General features: G+C 62.5%; 10 protein-coding genes. 2 read left to right on the top strand and 8 right to left on the bottom strand.

Annotated elements, in window-relative coordinates; translation table 11 throughout:
- Nucleotides 1-8 precede the first annotated feature (8 nt).
- The 3 genes from BT125_RS01405 to BT125_RS01395 are packed head-to-tail and all read right to left on the bottom strand — an operon-like array spanning nucleotide 9 to nucleotide 5,486.
- A complete protein-coding gene (locus BT125_RS01405) occupies nucleotides 9-1,055 on the bottom strand; it encodes a TauD/TfdA family dioxygenase (RefSeq protein ID WP_072404641.1) in 1,047 nt (348 codons plus the stop codon).
- A 17-nt stretch (nucleotides 1,056-1,072) separates the two neighbouring features.
- The gene (locus BT125_RS01400) at nucleotides 1,073-4,501 is read right to left on the bottom strand and encodes a condensation domain-containing protein (protein ID WP_072404639.1); all 3,429 of its coding nucleotides are present in this window, start codon (nucleotides 4,499-4,501) and stop codon (nucleotides 1,073-1,075) included.
- Between the two features lie 7 nt (nucleotides 4,502-4,508).
- Complete coding sequence (locus BT125_RS01395) at nucleotides 4,509-5,486, bottom strand: TauD/TfdA family dioxygenase (protein ID WP_083564419.1); 978 nt, start codon at nucleotides 5,484-5,486, stop codon at nucleotides 4,509-4,511.
- A 246-nt stretch (nucleotides 5,487-5,732) separates the two neighbouring features.
- Here BT125_RS01395 and BT125_RS01390 point away from each other — a divergent pair, with 246 nt between their 5' ends.
- Nucleotides 5,733-7,793, top strand: coding sequence for a TonB-dependent receptor (locus BT125_RS01390; protein ID WP_072404637.1), 2,061 nt, complete (start codon nucleotides 5,733-5,735; stop codon nucleotides 7,791-7,793).
- A 106-nt stretch (nucleotides 7,794-7,899) separates the two neighbouring features.
- A complete protein-coding gene (locus BT125_RS01385) occupies nucleotides 7,900-9,321 on the top strand; it encodes a diaminobutyrate--2-oxoglutarate transaminase (RefSeq protein ID WP_083564417.1) in 1,422 nt (473 codons plus the stop codon).
- A 55-nt stretch (nucleotides 9,322-9,376) separates the two neighbouring features.
- Here the strand turns inward: BT125_RS01385 and BT125_RS01380 are convergent, their stop codons facing one another.
- The 5 genes from BT125_RS01380 to tssH form a co-directional block, all read right to left on the bottom strand.
- Nucleotides 9,377-10,330, bottom strand: coding sequence for an MBL fold metallo-hydrolase (locus BT125_RS01380; protein ID WP_072404635.1), 954 nt, complete (start codon nucleotides 10,328-10,330; stop codon nucleotides 9,377-9,379).
- Nucleotides 10,331-10,605: 275 nt separating this feature from the next.
- A complete protein-coding gene (locus tag BT125_RS01375) occupies nucleotides 10,606-11,142 on the bottom strand; it encodes a toxin-antitoxin system YwqK family antitoxin (RefSeq protein ID WP_072404633.1) in 537 nt (178 codons plus the stop codon).
- 13 nt (nucleotides 11,143-11,155) lie between these two features.
- Complete coding sequence (tssI, locus tag BT125_RS01370) at nucleotides 11,156-13,165, bottom strand: type VI secretion system Vgr family protein (RefSeq protein WP_072404631.1); 2,010 nt, start codon at nucleotides 13,163-13,165, stop codon at nucleotides 11,156-11,158.
- A 43-nt stretch (nucleotides 13,166-13,208) separates the two neighbouring features.
- Nucleotides 13,209-13,877: an endonuclease/exonuclease/phosphatase family protein gene (locus tag BT125_RS01365; RefSeq protein ID WP_072404628.1), complete on the bottom strand. Its 669-nt coding sequence runs from the start codon at nucleotides 13,875-13,877 to the stop codon at nucleotides 13,209-13,211.
- Nucleotides 13,878-13,891: 14 nt separating this feature from the next.
- The gene (gene tssH / locus BT125_RS01360) at nucleotides 13,892-16,435 is read right to left on the bottom strand and encodes a type VI secretion system ATPase TssH (RefSeq protein ID WP_072404626.1); all 2,544 of its coding nucleotides are present in this window, start codon (nucleotides 16,433-16,435) and stop codon (nucleotides 13,892-13,894) included.

Raw genomic sequence — 16,435 nt, 5'->3', positions numbered from 1 at the left:
GTTGAATGTCAGACGGCAACGTCGCTCGACAGCAGGGCTTCAGCCATGCCGGTCATGATGGCGCGCTTGCCGGTAAAGGGTTCGCGACCGTGCACAGCGAGCATGTTGTCGATGAACAACACGTCCCCCTGTTGCCAACTGAACCGCACCAGCGAGTCGAGGTAGGCCGCGCGTAGCGACTCCAGGACCTGGGGCTCGATGGGGTCGCCATCGCCATAAAAGGTGTTGGTGGGCAGGTCGAGGTCGTTGAAGTTGCTTTGCAGCGAATCGCGGATTCGTCCAGGCAGGGTGCTGATATGGAAGAACGTGGCGTGGTTGAACCAGACCTCTTCGCCGGTGCGGGGGTGGCGCACCACGGCCGGTCCGCGCTGGCGGGTGCGCAGGCGATTGTTGTCTTTCCATTCCACTTCGATGCCGACGCTGGCGCAGTAGGCTTCCACTTCGCCGCGATCTTCGGACTGGAACACGGTCTGCCACGGCAGGCCGAAACCGTCGCCGTAGTTGCGAACGTACAGCACGCCTTTTTCCCGGAACCGCGCTTCGATCTGTGGGCTGATCCTGGCCTTCACGGCGCGGGTCGAGCCGATCGGTGTTTCACCGCCGGTCTCGGACGGCAGTTGGCAGTAGAAGAACAGCCGCAGCGGGAAGCGCGGTGAGTAGGAGTGTTCGTTGTGGGGGAAGATCATCTGGTCGGCCGGGTAGTCGGTCGAGGTGTAGATGTTGCCGCCGACCCGTGTCCGGGGCGAGGCACGGAACATGTATTCCAGTGCTCCGGGGGAAAGGGCGGCGATCACCTGGTCGAACTGCTCGACGGATGCGACATTGAAGCCGCGAAACAGCAGGGCGCCGTACTGCAGCAGTTTCTTTTCCAACGACTCGCGTTCCCGGGTGGCCCAGGCGACCAGATCAACGCCACTGACCGCTGGCTCGATCACCAGGGGCAGGGCGTGGTCCGGGCTGAGCAGGCGCTCGGTCACCAGTTGTTGTTCCGAGACGTTCATGGCTTTGCGACGCACGGCGCCGAGGGCGCGTGGCGATGGGGGCAAGATAGACATAACGGCATCCGACTCGGTTAAAGGGACAAGGAGCGACGTTTGGCTTGCATCATCTGGCTGCGACCGGCCAGGGCCTGGGACTGTTGCCGCTCACGGGCAAAGGCCTGGTCCCAACTGTCGATGCGCTCGGCCAGTGCCGGCAACGGCTCGTCCAGCAGGATGTGCAGTTGTTCCAGCAGGCACATCCACAGGTGTTGCAGGCGCAAGGCACGGCCCTGGTCGAAGTATTCGCCGCGATACTTGAGGGTCGCGGCAAGGCCTTCGCTGCCGTGCACGAGGTCGAGTACCAGGTGGAAATCCCCCGGAGCCTGGGCCACGTCCAGCGCGGCCAACTGCGCGCCGGCGATGGCGGTCGGGGTCACCCGCGACGGTTGATAGTTGAGCTTGACCTGGAACAGCGGTGAGTGACCGGGACGGCGCTGCGGCGCGAGGGCCGAGACCACCAGATCGAAAGGCAGGCCTTGATGGGCGTAGGCCAGGCGCGCTTCATCGCGAACCCGCTCAAACAAGCCGGCCAGGGTTGGCTCGCCACGCAGATCACAGCGCAGGGTCAACTGGTTGACGAAGAAGCCGATGACGTCGTTGTGCTCGGCCAATGGTCGGCCGCTGACGTCGGTGCCCAGCAGGAATTGCTGCTGGCCGCCCAGTTGCTTGAGCACCAATTGATAACAGGCCAGCAACAGCATGAACAAGGTCATGCCTTGCTCGCGGGCCAGCGCTGCCAACCGCTCGCAACTGGCTTGGGGCACGTTGAAGTCCAGGCTGTGTTCGCCAGGGGCCTGGCCGCTACCACCCAATTCCAAGGTTTGGGGTATGCCGGCCAAGTGGCCGCGCCAGAAGGCCTGCTCGCTGGCGATCCGTTGTTGGTTCCAGTGCCGGGCTTCCCATTGGGCGAAATCGAGGTATTGCCCCGGGAGCGCGGCGTCCGCTGACCCCGCCAGTTCCGCCAGCAATAGTTGCGCCGAGCGCCCGTCGAAGGCGATGTGGTGCAGGGTCAGCAGCAGGTCATGCTGTTGGTCATGTCGGCTGAGTAACTGCGCCCGCAGCAGCGGGCCGGCTTGCAAATCGACGGGGGTGGCGTGTTCGTGGGCCAAGCGCTGGCTCAGTGCCTGTTGTTGCTGCGCTTCATTCTGCTCACGCACATCGTGATGGACCAGCGCTACCGCCGTGGCCGGCAACACGTGTTGTTGCGGGCCATCGACACCGTCGCGGTACACCGTGCGCAACACACCATGCCGCTCCACCAGCGTGTTCAACCGCAGGGCCAGGGTCTCGATGTCCAGCGGACCTTGCAGGCGCAGGTGCAGCACCAGGTTGTGGCGGGTGTCGTCCGGGTTCAATTGGCGCAGGAACCACAGACGACGCTGGGCGAACGATTGATGTCCCTGGCTGAGGTTGGCCTGCTCGGCCGAAGCCTCGGCCGTCGGCACCGGCTGATTCAGGAAGCCTTGCAGGGCCAGCGCCCATTGTCCGAGGGTGGTCTCTCCGAACAGACTTTGGATATCGAGGTTCCAGCCCAGGTCCTTGTGCAGGCGCGCGGCGAAGTCGGCGACGCCGATGGAGTCCAGGCCCTGGCCGATCAGGCTGAGGTTGAAGTCGGCGCAAAAGTACGGGTTGACTGCGTGCAGCGTCTGTTCCAGCCATTGGCGGCAGGCGGCTTGGGCCTGTTGCGGCGTTTCGGTCACCAGGCGCTTGAGCTGGGCAAGGTCAAGGAGCTCGCCGTTCGCGGCCAGCACTGCACCGCTCTGGGCGATGATGCTCAACGTGCCCGCAGCGAGCTGTTTGCGTGCGCCTTGACGGGCGATCTTGCCGCTGGTGGTCATCGGGATGGTGCCGGCTTGCACCAGCACGATCTGGTCGATGCCACAGTCGGCGGCTTCGCGAACGGCGTTTTGCATCGAGGCGAACAGCGCCGGGTGATGTGCCGGGTCGACGAACTTGCGGTGCGGCTCGGCGACAATCACTAGCTTCTCGCGGCCCAGTGCCGGGTCCATTTCCGAGAAGGCGGCGATGCGCCCGGTGCGGATGCCCGGCTCGGCGTCGGTAATGGCGAATTCGATGTCGTGGGGGTAGAGGTTGCGTCCATTGAGAATCAACAGGTCCTTGAGCCGTCCGCAGATCACGACTTGGCCTTCGTGCATGAAGCCCAGGTCGCCGGAGCGCAGGTAATAGTCCGATGAACCGACAATCCGGGCTTCAAAGGCTTCGCGCGTGGCTTCGGGATTGTTCCAATAAGACTCGGCGTTGCTCGGGCCCTTGAGCCAGACTTCGCCAATGCGATCGGCGGCGCATTGCTCGAAGGTGTGCGGGTCGACGATGGCGATGCTGTGCAGGGCTTGCGGGTAGCCACAGGCGACGAACTCCACGGCGGCGGCATCGGCCGCCGCCAGCGCCACGCGGCCGGTCTCCAGCACGGCCTTGTCCAGGCGCAGCACCACCGGCCGCGCGTCGGCCGGCGTGGCGCTGACACACAGGGTCGCTTCGGCCTGGCCATAACCGGGGCTGATGGCCAACGGGTCGAGGCCGCAGGCGGCAAAGCGCTGGGCGAACGCTTGAAGGGTGCCAGGGTGGATCGGTTCGGCGCCGTTGATCGCGTGCTTCCAGGCGCTCAGGTCGAGCTGCGCGATGAGGTTATCGCTGACCACGCGGTTGCACAGGGCATAGGCGAAATTGGGGGCGAAACTGGCGGTGGCGCGGTAGCGACTCAACGCTTGCAACCAGGTCGACGGCGCATTGACGAAGGTCTGGGAAGCCATCAGGTAGCACGGCATGCCGCTGTAGAGCGGGGCCAGCATACCGCCGATCAGGCCCATGTCGTGGTACAGCGGCAGCCAGTTGACCATGGCGCCGTGTTCGTCGAACGCGTAGGCCTGGCGCATCAGTTCGACGTTGGCGATCAGGTTGCGCTGACGCACTTCGACGCCTTTCGGCGAGCCGGTAGACCCTGAGGTGTATTGCAGGAAGGCCACGGTCGAAGCGTCGATGGCCGGGCGTTGCCATTGGCCGGCCGGTGGTGTGCCCAGGTCCTGGACAGTCAGCACATCGACCCGGCCCTCCACCAGTTCCAGCAAGCCTTCGCAATAATCCGCCGGGGCGAGAATCAGCGCCGGCTCGGCATCCACCACCACGTTGCGCACGCGGTCGAGGTGCCGCGGTTTACGCGACGGTGGCGGAAACAACGGCACCGCAATCAGGCCCGCATACAGGCAAGCGCAGAAGGCGCGGGCGTAGTCGAGGCTGCTGGGCAGCATCAACAGCACCCGATCACCCGGCGCATAACGCGCTTGCAATGCAGCCGCCAGTGAGCGGGATTGCTCGTGCAGTTGGGCAAACGTCAGGGTTTCGCCAATCTCTACGCCGTCCGGCAGAAAATGCAGGGCGGCACGCTGAGGGAAGTGCTGGGCGTTGGCTTCCAGCACGTCGATCCAGTGTTCGAATGAAAACATGTGCAGTTCACGCCATGGCCACGATGACTTTGCGGTCACCGGTGAAAGGATTGCGACCGTGTGCCACCAGTCGGTTGTCGAGCATCAGGATATCGCCGGGCTGCCAGGGGAAACTGATGGCAGTCTCGCGATAAACCTCGCGCACGGTGTCGAGCATGTCGTCGGCAATCGGCGAACCGTCGCCGAAATAGACATGGCGCGGCAGGTTTTCTTCACCCACCGCCGCCAGCAGGCTGGCGCGTACGCTTGGTTCGATGGCCGAGACATGGAACAGATGCGCCTGGTTGAACCAGACCCACTCACCGGTCTCGGGATGCTGCTGCACGGCGGCGCAACGCTGGCGAGTGCGCAGGTCGCCATCGGCTTTCCATTCCCACTCGATGTCGTTGTCCTGGCAGTAGCGTTCGACCTGGGCCCGGTCCTGAGTGTTGAAGACTTTTTCCCAGGGCAGGTCCAGGGCGCCACTGTAGTTGCGCACATAAAGCAGCTCGCGGCTGGCGAACAGCTCGCGGATCTCGGCAGGCATGCGCTGGTAGATCAGGCGGCTGTCGGCAATCGGGGTCTCGCCGCCGGTTTCACTGGCTTTGATGCAGTGAAACCAGATGCGCGAAGGCCAGGGGCGGGTGTAGGCCTGTTCGTTGTGCAATGGAATGAACTGATGGGCCGGGTACTCGGTGGAGCTATAGACCCCGGCGAAGACTTTGCTGCGCGGCGTCGAGCCGAACTCGTAGCTGGCCAGCGGCGCGCCGAAGCTGGCGGCGAAGCGCTTGAAATCGATGGGGGTGGCGACGGTGAAACCGCGCAACAATACGCCGCCCACCGTAGTCAGGACCTGGGCCAGGCCGTCGCGAATCGAGGCGTCCAGATCATGGATCGACTGTCCCGATGCCCCTTGCACCAGCACGGGCAGCGATTGGGCGCTTGCATCCGTGGGCGCCATTGAAAACAGCTCGGAACGCCCGTTCAGGTGTTCGATTGAGGTCATCCTTGTGCATCCTCTTATAGCTCTTCGACCAGTCACAAGACCTTGAAAGCAGGGCAGCGGTCGGTTGTGTAGGACTCGTCTGTAATGTATTCAACTCAATACAAGACGACATATTAGGTACAAATGAGATGGATTATCAATACTATTTATTTAATTTTTTTTTTGGATTAGACTCCGCTCCGCTGGCGCCAAACAGCCTTCGGCCAGCTCAAAAAACCAAAAATATCTGTCGCAGGGGAGCGGGGCGTGAATTTCAAAAAGAACACAATTGCGTTGGCTGTAGGGTCGGCCATAGGCTTGAGCAACGGCGCTTGGGCGGCTGAAGAAGCCGGCAAGATGGAGATCGCTCCAATCACCGTGACCGGTGAAAAGATCGACCGTACCCTCGAAAAGACCCAGTCCAGCGTCGTGGTCGTCACCGACAAGAATCTGCGTGAGCACGGCGACAAGGACCTGGTGGATGTGTTTGCCCGCACGCCAGGCATCTATAGCCAGGCCGGCAATGAGAACTGGGGTATCCGTGGCGTGCCGGTGTCCGGTTTTGACGATCAGGGCCCGGCGGCTCTCAACGGTGCGGTATCGGTATATGTCGACGGTGCCGTGCAACCCAACCGCGCACTGACCCTCAGCCCGGTCCCGCTCTGGGATGCCGAACAGGTCGAGGTTTTCCTTGGCCCGCAATCCACCACTCAGGGCCGTAACTCCCTGGCCGGCGCGGTGGTTATCCAGACCAAGAACCCAACCTTCGAACCGAGCTTCTCGGCGCAGACCAACGTAGGCAACTACGGTGAACGCGGCGCGGCCGTGGCGGGTGGCGGGGCTATCGTGGATGACAAGATCGCCGGGCGTATCGCCGTGGATTACGGCGAAGGTGACGGCTACATCCGCAACACCACGCTCAATGACGACGCCAACCCGCGTCGCACCAGCAACGTCCGCGGCAAATTGCTGATCCTGCCTAACGATGACACCGATGTCCTCTTGACCTACGCCCACAGCGAACACCGCCAGGGCGACCGTTCGACCATGCGCGTCAACGGCAAGCCGAGCTATTACGACATCGCGTCCAACACCAAGGCCTTCGACAACCTCAAGCAGGACACCCTCAGCGCCAAGGTGGACTATCGCCTGAACGATGCCTGGTCGCTGACAAGCATGACCGCCAACACCAGCACGGACTACAGTAACCGTCTGGACTTCGACCAGACTGCCGTGGACAACCAAGTGGTTTTGCGTAAGCAGGACGGTAACCTGTTCAGTCAGGAGCTGCGTCTGAATTACACCTCGGATACGGTGAAGAGTTTCGTGGGTGCGTACTATGGCCACAACTCCAACGACTTCCACGACCGGTTGTTGTTCGACGACGCGCTGTTCGGTACCGTCAAGGGCGATACCACCATCGAGAACAAGGCCGTGTTCGGTGAAGTCAACTGGACCTTCGCACCGCGCTGGACGTTGATCACCGGCCTGCGGTACGACCACGAAACGAACGACACCGACGTCAAGCAGGACGACTTCTCCGAATCGGCCAAAGTCAGCAAGTCGTTTGATGCGGTGCTGCCGAAGCTTGGCATCGACTATGAACTGGCCACCGACCAATACCTCGGTTTCATGGTGCAGAAAGGCTACCGCGGTGGTGGCGTCAACTTGCGCTCCGGCAGTGGTCACCAATCCTATGATCCGGAATACACCACCAACTACGAACTGTCCTATCGCGGTTCGTTCTTCGACAAGACTCTGCGTACCCGCGCTAACCTGTACTACACGGACTGGAAAGACCAGCAGGTCAGCGTGCGGCAGAACGGTAGCTCAGTCATTGATGTCTTCAACGCCGGTCGCAGTGACATCAAGGGCCTGGAAGTCTTCGTAGAAAAGGACATCACTGAACAGTTGACCCTGAATGTCGGTGGCGCCGTTACCGATAGCAAATACAAGGACTTCGTCACGGGCAGCGGCCAGGACATGAGCGGTGAGTCGTTCCTTTACTCGCCCAAGTACAAGGTGTCCGTGGGCGGTGTCTATCGCTTCGACGACCGTCTGATATTCGGCACGGACGTTACCTACCAGAGCACCGCGCCTTCGGAATATGAGTTCGATGCCAGCGGTAAGGTCACCGGTGAGCGCCGTAGCGACAACTACGTGCTGGTGAACTTCAACACCGAGTACAAAGTCACCAAGAACGTCGCGGTTTCCGCTTACGTGAAGAACGCGTTCGACAAAGAGTACGTCACCAATAACCGCAGCGACGACATCATCGACGTCGGCGCACCGCGTACGGTGGGGATGATTCTGCGTTACGACATGTAAACCCAAGGGCGCGGGGAGGCAATCTCCCCGCGCCTGCTCCAACGTTTCGGATGTTTGTTTCCAGGCTGTTCGTTCCCTTCCAAACCCAGCCTCCATGGAGGAAATCATGAGTGCTTTTTCGAATGTCACAGCAGGTGGCGCGCAACAGCTACGCCTGTTGCACACCGGTCTGTCGAGCCCTTACTGCCTCGATTCGACGCCGCTGCTGGAGCGTCAGCAACAGCAGGAGTCCAACGCCCGCAGTTACCCGCGACGCATTCCCCTGGTGCTTGAAAGGGCCCATGGCATTTATGTGCAGGACAGCCGGGGGCAAGTGTTCGTCGATTGCCTGGCCGGTGCCGGAACCCTGGCGCTGGGACACAACCATCCGGTGATCATCGAGGCCATCACCCAGGTCATGGCGGCCGGTGTGCCGATGCATACCCTGGACCTCATGACACCTGTGAAGGACGCATTCGTCCAGGAAATTTTCGCTTGCCTGCCCAGCGAGTTCGCTCGTCACGCACGCATCCAGTTCTGCGGCCCGAGTGGGGCCGATGCGGTCGAGGCCGCGCTCAAGCTGACCCGCACCGCCACCGGGCGACACTCGGTCCTGGCGTTCGAAGGGGCCTACCACGGAATGACCCTGGGCACGCTGGCCATCAGCGGCAACCTGTCGCCCAAAAATGCCCTCGGCGCCCTGATGCCAGGGGTACAGCGCCTGCCGTTCCCCCACGATTATCGTTGCCCGTTCGGGGTGGCCGGCGATCAGGCGGTGACCTTGAACGTGCGCTACCTTGAGCACTTGCTCAACGACCCGGAAAGTGGGGTGACCGCACCCGCGGCGATGATCCTGGAGCCAATCCAGGGTGAGGGCGGGGTGATTGCCGCGCCGGACCGTTGGCTGCAGGAATTGCGCCGGTTGACCCAGGCCCACGGTATCCCGCTGATCGTCGACGAGATCCAGTGCGGCATCGCCCGCAGCGGGCGGATGTTCGGCTTCGAGCAATCGGGCATCACGCCGGATGTCATCACCCTGTCCAAAGCCATTGGCGGCGGGTTGCCGCTGTCGGTGATGGTTTACCACGAGTCACTGGACGTCTGGCAGCCGGGTGCTCACGCCGGCACGTTCCGCGGCAATCAGTTGGCGATGGCGGCGGGTACCGCGACTTTGCGTTTCATCCGCGATCAAGGCTTGGTCCAGCACGCCGAAACGGTGGGGGCTCACCTGCAAAAACAATTGCAGGCACTGCAAAACGAGTTCAACTGGATCGGCGATGTGCGTGGACGTGGCTTGATGCTCGGCATGGAGATCGTCGACCCGCAGGGCACCCTCGATGTACAGGGGCATCCGCCGGTGGACACGGCCCGGGCCAAGGCTTTCCAGCAGGCGTGCCTGAAGCACGGATTGATCGTTGAACTGGGCGGCCGCCACGGCGCGACTGTCCGCTTCCTGCCGCCGTTGATCATCACCGAGCAGGAAATCGATTTTGTCGGGAAAATCCTGTTCCAGGCTGCGAGCGCGATCAATGAGCGTCCCGCACGCTGATCATCGCGTCAGGACCAGCGTCCGGCTAGGACGCTGGCCTCGGTCCAACGGGCACTCAGTAGTCCCAATAGGCCGCTACCCAACGAAAGGCGTCACCGTCGACCGCCACCCGGCCAACGGAGGGGAACGGCAGGTGCGTGGCGACCAGCAGCTCACCGGACGCTGCCGCTTCTTGCATCAGGCGGACCCGAACGCGGACCGATTCTTCCGGGTCATGTTCAAAGCCGTTGTGCCAATCGGGGTGGTCGAAGGCGACCGGGAACAAGGCATCGCCGGCGAACGTCAAGCGCTCCTCGCCGCAGGTCACGTGGACCACGCTGTGCCCTGGCGTATGGCCGCCGGTGCGCTTGACGACCACGCCCGGGGCGACCTCGTAGGCTTGCTCGAAGGTGCGCAGCTTGTCATGGTACTCGTGCATGAATTGCTCGGCGGTGGCGCGCAGCACGTCCGGTACCGGCGAGGGCATGGAGGTGAGGGAGAAATCCGGCGCCGCCCAGAATGCCACCTCGGTCGCGGCCACATGGATCCGCAGGTCAGGGCGCAGCCGATGCTTCACTTCATCGACCAGCAGCCCGCCAATGTGGTCCATGTGCATGTGGGTAATCACCACGTCGGTCACCGACGCCAGATCGATACCGGCGGCGGCAAGACGCTTGGGAAACTGCCCGGCCCGCGGGAAACCGGGGAACTGGCCGCCGAGCCCGGCATCCACCAGTATGGTCTGCTCGCCGCTACGTACCACCAGCACGTTCAACGCCCAATCGAAGGCGTCCGGGCCCAGGAACATGTCCTTGAACCAGGCCGCGCGGACGTCTGGGTCGGCATTGGTGGACATCGTTGCGGTCGGCAGGGGCAACACCCCATCGCTGACCACCAGTACGTCAATCTCGCCAATCTTTAGCGCATAACGCGAAGGGACCAACTCCTCGTACGAGGTAGCGTGCAAGCTCATGTTTGAATCCGGATGCATTCCATCCTTTGCTACAGGGGCGTTCAAATGCGTGGTCATGGTCGTTCTCCGAAGGCTTGGCTCAAGGGCTTAGGCGAAAGCCATCTCTCTCGGCATTGAGAAAGTGGGTGTCGCTGGAGAATGAGTCTGCATCGCGCCGGACCGCGTTCGATACCATACGTGGGTATGTTGCGCAGGCGCTTTAGCGTGATCGACCCCAGCAAAAGGTATGGCTTTCAGTGAGCCGGGGAGACGACGGCACAGGCGCCATTGTTGCAACCGACCCACCGCTTTCGCGAGCAAGCCCGCTCCCACAGGAAAGTCAGGGAACATGCTTAAACAGGGTCATTCCAGCGCTTGAACCACCAGCGCAGCCGGGAGATCGGTTTGCCCTCGGCGTCCAGTGGGCGGCCGTCTTCGGCGTAGGCTTGGGCCGGTTCCAGCAGTTGGCCGTTGAGGTAGCGGGCTTCGACCGCCGGGCTGCCGTTGGGGTGCAGGCGGCGGTAACGGCCGTCGCGCACGCCGTCGCGATAGACCTCGGCTTCGGCCAGTTGCCCGTCGGGGAAGTAATTGTTGGCCTCACCGTGCAGCAACCCGAGGTGGTACGTGGCCTGGCGTTGCAAGCCGCCTTCGGCCGCGTAAAAGCTCGCCACACCCTGCAATTTTCCCTTTACGAACGGCAGGACCGCCGAGACCTTGCCATTGGGGTGATACAGGGTGCTGGTGCCCTGCAGTTCACCGTGGCTGTAGTTGAGTTTTGCTTGCGTGCGCTGGGCTTCTTCGATGTGCAGCGGGCCGTCGAGCCGGCCATCGACCAGTTGCCCGTCCAGCCGGCTGTCGCCACGTTCCAGGTCCAGTCTTTTTGTGGTCATCGCCGTGCTCCCGTCAGTTGACCTTCACCAGGCCACCCTTGATGGTCAGCATGCCGCCGCCGTCCACAGTCTGTTCGGCGGCCGCCTTGTTCACCAGGCTGATGCCGGCGTCGTTGGTCAGGGTGGTGCCAGCCTTGTTTTCCAATGATGTCCCGGCCTGATTGCTCAGGGCCGTGCCGGCTTTCTGGCTGATGGACGTGCTGGCCTGGGCCGCCAGGTCCGCACCGCTCTTGATGGTGAAGCTGCCGCCGCTTTGCAGGGTCAGGGTGCCGCTGACCTTGATGGTCAGGTTGCCGTCCACCGTCAAGTCATAGTTGCCGGTGACCTTGTGCGCGAAGTTGCCGCCAGTGCTGTGGGTCTGGTCCGAGCCCACGGTGACGGTGCGGGTGTCCTTCACATCGAGGCTGTCGCTGCCGGTCTGGATGATCACGCTGCGCTTGCCTTTCTCCAGGGTGACGGTTTCGTCGCCGTCCTTCACCGTGCGGGTGCGGGCGTTCTGCACCGTGAGGGTTTCGTCGTGGCCGACGGTGGCGGTGGTGTCGTTGAGCACGTTGATATTGAAGTCCTTTTGCGCCTGGAGAAACACTTCTTCGGCGTCCTTCTTGTCTTCGAAGCGCAACTCGTTGAACCCGCCACCGCCCTTGGACGAGTTAGTCTTGATTCCGGATTGGGTCTGGTTCGCCGGCAGCGCGTAGGGCAGGGCGTTATCGCCGTTATAGACACAACCGGTGACCAAGGGACGATCCGGGTCGCCGTCGATGAAGGTCACGATGACTTCCTGGCCGATGCGCGGCACGAACTGCATGCCAAAGCCTTTGCCGCTCCAGGGCAGGACCACGCGCACCCAGCAGGAGGAAGTCTCGTCGTTCTTGCCGGTACGGTCCCAGGGGAACTGCAACTTGATCCGGCCATATTCATCGGTCCAGATCTCTTCGCCGGCCTTGCCCACCACCAGGGCCGTCTGAGTGTGCATGCGCGGTTTTGCGGTGACGCGGGCTGGTCGATAGGCCGTGGCCTTGGGGATCGCTTCGAAGCGATTGCGGTAGCTGTCATGGCTGGCTTCATGGCTGACCGACGTCACCACCCAATCGATGTTCAACGTCGTATCTTCATGGCCGGCGAGGGTGAACCAATACCCCGGCACCAGCCAGCGGCAGTCGCTTTCGCCGACAAAACGTTTCTCCTGGCTGCGCAGGCCGTCCACTCGCTGTTTGGTCAGTGCATCGCCCTGGGCCTTGGCGGTATAGCCGCCCGGATGTTCGTACATCGAACTCGGCCCGGCCACGGCTTCTGCCTGGCTGAAGAGCGATGTGGTCGGCGTGGTGAATTCATAATCGGTGGCCTGGTAAACCCCGGCCACCGCCTGTAGGCACAGCTGCCCTGAGCGGATGCCGTGCAGTTCTCGCTCACCCATTTTCTGCCCGAGATAATTCACCGTCGGCCCATTGGGGATGGGCAAAAAGGCGTCGTTGCTGTCGGCCAGGACCAGCGTGTGCTTGCCGTCTTCATGGCTGAAGAACCAGAAAATCCCGTCTTCCTCCAGCAGGCGCGAGACGAAGGCCAGATCGGTTTCGCCGTATTGCACGCAATATTCACGTGGGGTATAGCTGCCGCTTAGCTTGAGCTGGAAGTCGGTGAAACCGTGGGCCTTGAAAATCGTGGCGACGATGTCCGATGTGGCGAGGTTCTGGAACACGCGGTTGTTGCTGGCCAGGCTCAGCCACCAGAGCCAGGGCCGGAGCAACAGCTGATAACGCTCGGCGGTGGCATCGGCCGGCAGTTGGCGAATCTCGGCCACCAGCCCATCCAGCGGGCGCAGCAAGGCGTCCTTGTGCAGCGTGGTGGTCACGTGGCTGGCGACGGCCGTGGTGAGGTCCAGCGAGGCGCCGTCGTTGATGCCGTTGAGAATGTGCGAGCCCAAGGCATTGAGGCGTTCTTCGCCGGACAGCGAGTCGGGGTACAGCGCCGCCAGCGAGCTGGCGGTGAGGGAGAGGGTGGTGTTGCTGTCGGTGGCGCGGGGCATCAAGCGTCCTCGGCAGGGCGTGGAAAACGACGACCGTTGTCGTTCAGCTCGTCACATCGAAAAGGATGGGGCGGTGATCGGGGCCGGACATATCGAACACCTGGGCGAGACCGGTGATGTCGACCGGCACGACCTTCACGTCCACCGATGCCAGTACCCAGTCGAGAATGCCGCCTTTGTTCTGGGTCTGCTGGCCGTTCCAACACTCATAGGCAAGCCCCGCCGTATCGAGTTGCCCTACGTTGTTATAATCCAGGTTCAGGTCACCTGTTGCGACCCATTTACCGCCCAGGGCGGTACAGGATTTGAGCTGGCTCTTGGTCACACCATTCTGGCCGGACTTGAAGTGTGCGAGAAATACGTAGCCCGTATACCCCTTCACGCCGTTGGCCTCCACCGCAATCAAATCCCTGTTCAGGGTAAACAGGCTGCCCTGGCTGATCACTTGTAACCGCTCAAAGCTTTTAACCATGACGATGTAGGCGTTCGAATAGCCGCCAGTAAAAGCATAAACACTGTAGTTCTTGTAAATGGCAGCCAGGTTCGAGCGGTAGTTGTCGATTTGCGCCGAATGTATTTCACACAAAAACACGATGTCCGCATCCCAGTAGTTACTGGAACAACAGTTGTAGAGAAAGATGTCCACCTGGGTTTGCTTTTCCAGGGTGGAAGACTTGCCGTTTTTTTCAACGTTGAAGCTAGCGATTCTCATGAACCCTGTACTCCTTACTCCAACACCCACTCCGCCAATTTCCCGGTCACCTGTGTCATCAACACATTCTCGACATCCCGTGCCCCCGCCGCGCTGCATTTGGCCAACACGGCCTTGACGATCCCGGCATCGAACTCGAACTGCTTGCCCGTCGCCGCCTTGTAGCGCCCGCGCAATTTCTCCAGTTTCGCCAGCACAATCCCTTCCAGCGTCACTTCATCCAGCGGCCGGTACGCCACCACCGTCATGCGCGCCAAAAACGCCGGACGGAACGCTTGCAGCAGCACCTTGTGCAAGGCCTCGTTGAAGGCGTCGCTGCCCAGTTGCGCCACCGGCGTGTCCAGCAGCAGTTCGGCACCGACGTTGCTGGTGGCGAGCATCACGGTGTTCTTGAAGTCCACCACCAGGCCGGTGCCGTCTTCCATGAGGCCTTTGTCGAAGACGTTGTAGAAGGCTTCGAGCACGTCCGGGTGGGCCTTTTCGATTTCATCCAGCAACACCACCGAATAGGGTTTGCGCCGCACCGCTTCGGTGAGCACGCCGCCGCTGCCGTAGCCGACGTAGCCAGGTGGGGCACCCTTGAGTTGGCTGACGGTGTGGGCTTCCTGATACTCGGAAAGGTTGATGCTGATCAGGTTGCGTTCGCCGCCGTACAAGGCATCGGCCAGGGCGTAGGCGGTTTCGGTCTTGCCCACGCCGGTAGGGCCCACCAGCAGGAACACGCCGACCGGTTTCTGCGGGTCGGTGAGGCCGGCGCGGTAGGCTTGCAGGCGTTGGGCGATGGTGTTCAACGCCGTGCCCTGGCCCATGACCCGCTGGCTCATGCGCTGGCCGAGGGTGCGCACGGCGTGGGCTTCGTCGGCGAGCATCTTGCCGACCGGAATGCCGGTCCAGCCAGCGATCACCGCGGCGACGGTCTTGCTGTCCACCTGTTCGGGCACCAGCGGATCGTCTTGGCGAATGGCATCGAGGCCGGCTTCCAGGCGCAGCAGTTCGGCGGCCAGGTGGTCGATGCGGTTATCGATATCGGTGTCGGCTTTTTCACTGTCGGCCCGTTCGCTCAGGGCGAGCAGTTCGCGCCGAGTGTCGAGCAGTTCGCGCACGGCTTCGCGCTCTTCGCCCCAGCGGGTTTCCAGCTCACGGATGGCCTGCACATTGCTGGTCGATTCGTCCTCCAGCAGGGTGATGCGCTCGCGGTGATCCAGGCCGGTGGCCTGTTCGCGGCGCAGGCGTTCGACTTCATCCTTGAGGCTGTTCTGCCGGTGGCGCAGGCTTTCCAGCGGCGGCGGCACGTCGTGTTGGCCGAGGGCCACCCGGGCGCAGGCAGTGTCGAGCACGCTGATGGCTTTGTCCGGCAACTGCCGCCCGGAGATGTAGCGATGGGACAGCTTCACCGCTTCGTGGATGGCAGCGTCCAACACTTGCACGCCGTGGTGCTGTTCCAGTTTGCTCGCCACGCCGCGGAGCATTTCCACGGCGGTGAGTTCGTCCGGCTCTTCGACTTGCACCAACTGGAAGCGGCGGGCCAGGGCCGGGTCTTTCTCGAAATATTTTTTGTATTCCAGCCAGGTGGTGGCGGCCAGGGTGCGCAGTTCGCCCCGGGCCAGGGCCGGCTTGAGCAGATTGGCGGCATCGCTGCCACCTTCTGCTCCGCCGGCGCCGATCAGTGTGTGGGCTTCGTCAATGAACAGAATGATCGGTTTTTCGGCGCTGCGTACCGCGTCGATCACGCCCTTGAGGCGTTGTTCGAATTCGCCCTTGACCCCGGCGCCGGCCTGTAACAGGCCCAGGTCGAGGACGCGCAGGGTGACTTCCTGCAACGATGGCGGCACATCCCCGGCGGCGATCCGCAGGGCCAGGCCTTCCACCACGGCGGTCTTGCCGACACCCGGCGCGCCCACCAGGATCGGATTGTTCTGCCGGCGCCTGAGCAGGATGTCGATGCACTGACGGATTTCGCCGTCGCGGCCGACGATGGGGTCGATGCGACCGTTCCGGGCGTCGGCGGTCAGGTCCTGGGTGTACTGGTCCAGCACCGGGTCCTGTTTCTGTGGCGCCTCGCCGGGCTTGGCCGGGCGCACGCCAGCGACATGCTCACGGGAGCTTTCGGTCCATTCCAATAGATGGGCGCGCAGGGCGTCGCGGGGAATGCGCAGCAACGACGAGGCGCTGTTGAGCAGCAGGCTGCGGCGCTCATCACGGTCCAGCAGTGCCAGCAGCAACAGCCCGGAGCGAATGCTGTCCAGGCCCAGCACGCTGGCCTGGACCACGGCGTCTTCCAACAGGCCGATGGTGTGTGCCGACAGGGCGGGCGTGCGGGTGCTGCCGGATTTGAACAGGTCCAGGGCCTTGTTGGTTTGCGCGGCCACCGCGTCACGTTCCAGGCCGAAACGCGGCAGCAGGCAGGCGAAGTCACCGCCCTCGATGTCGAGCAACTCCAACAGCAGGTGTTCGATTTCCACGTAGTGGTGGCTGCGCTGCATGCAGCGTTGCGCGGCCCGCTCCAGGGCGCGGCGGTTGTCCGGGTTGAGGCGTCCGATCAGGCTGGCCAGTTCCAT

The sequence above is a fragment of the Pseudomonas sp. NFACC04-2 genome, from assembly GCF_900119265.1.
GTDB lineage: Bacteria > Pseudomonadota > Gammaproteobacteria > Pseudomonadales > Pseudomonadaceae > Aquipseudomonas > Aquipseudomonas fluorescens_AA.
The sequence above is the reverse complement of the archived record's forward strand: the minus strand, read 5'-3'. Positions and strand labels throughout refer to the sequence as shown.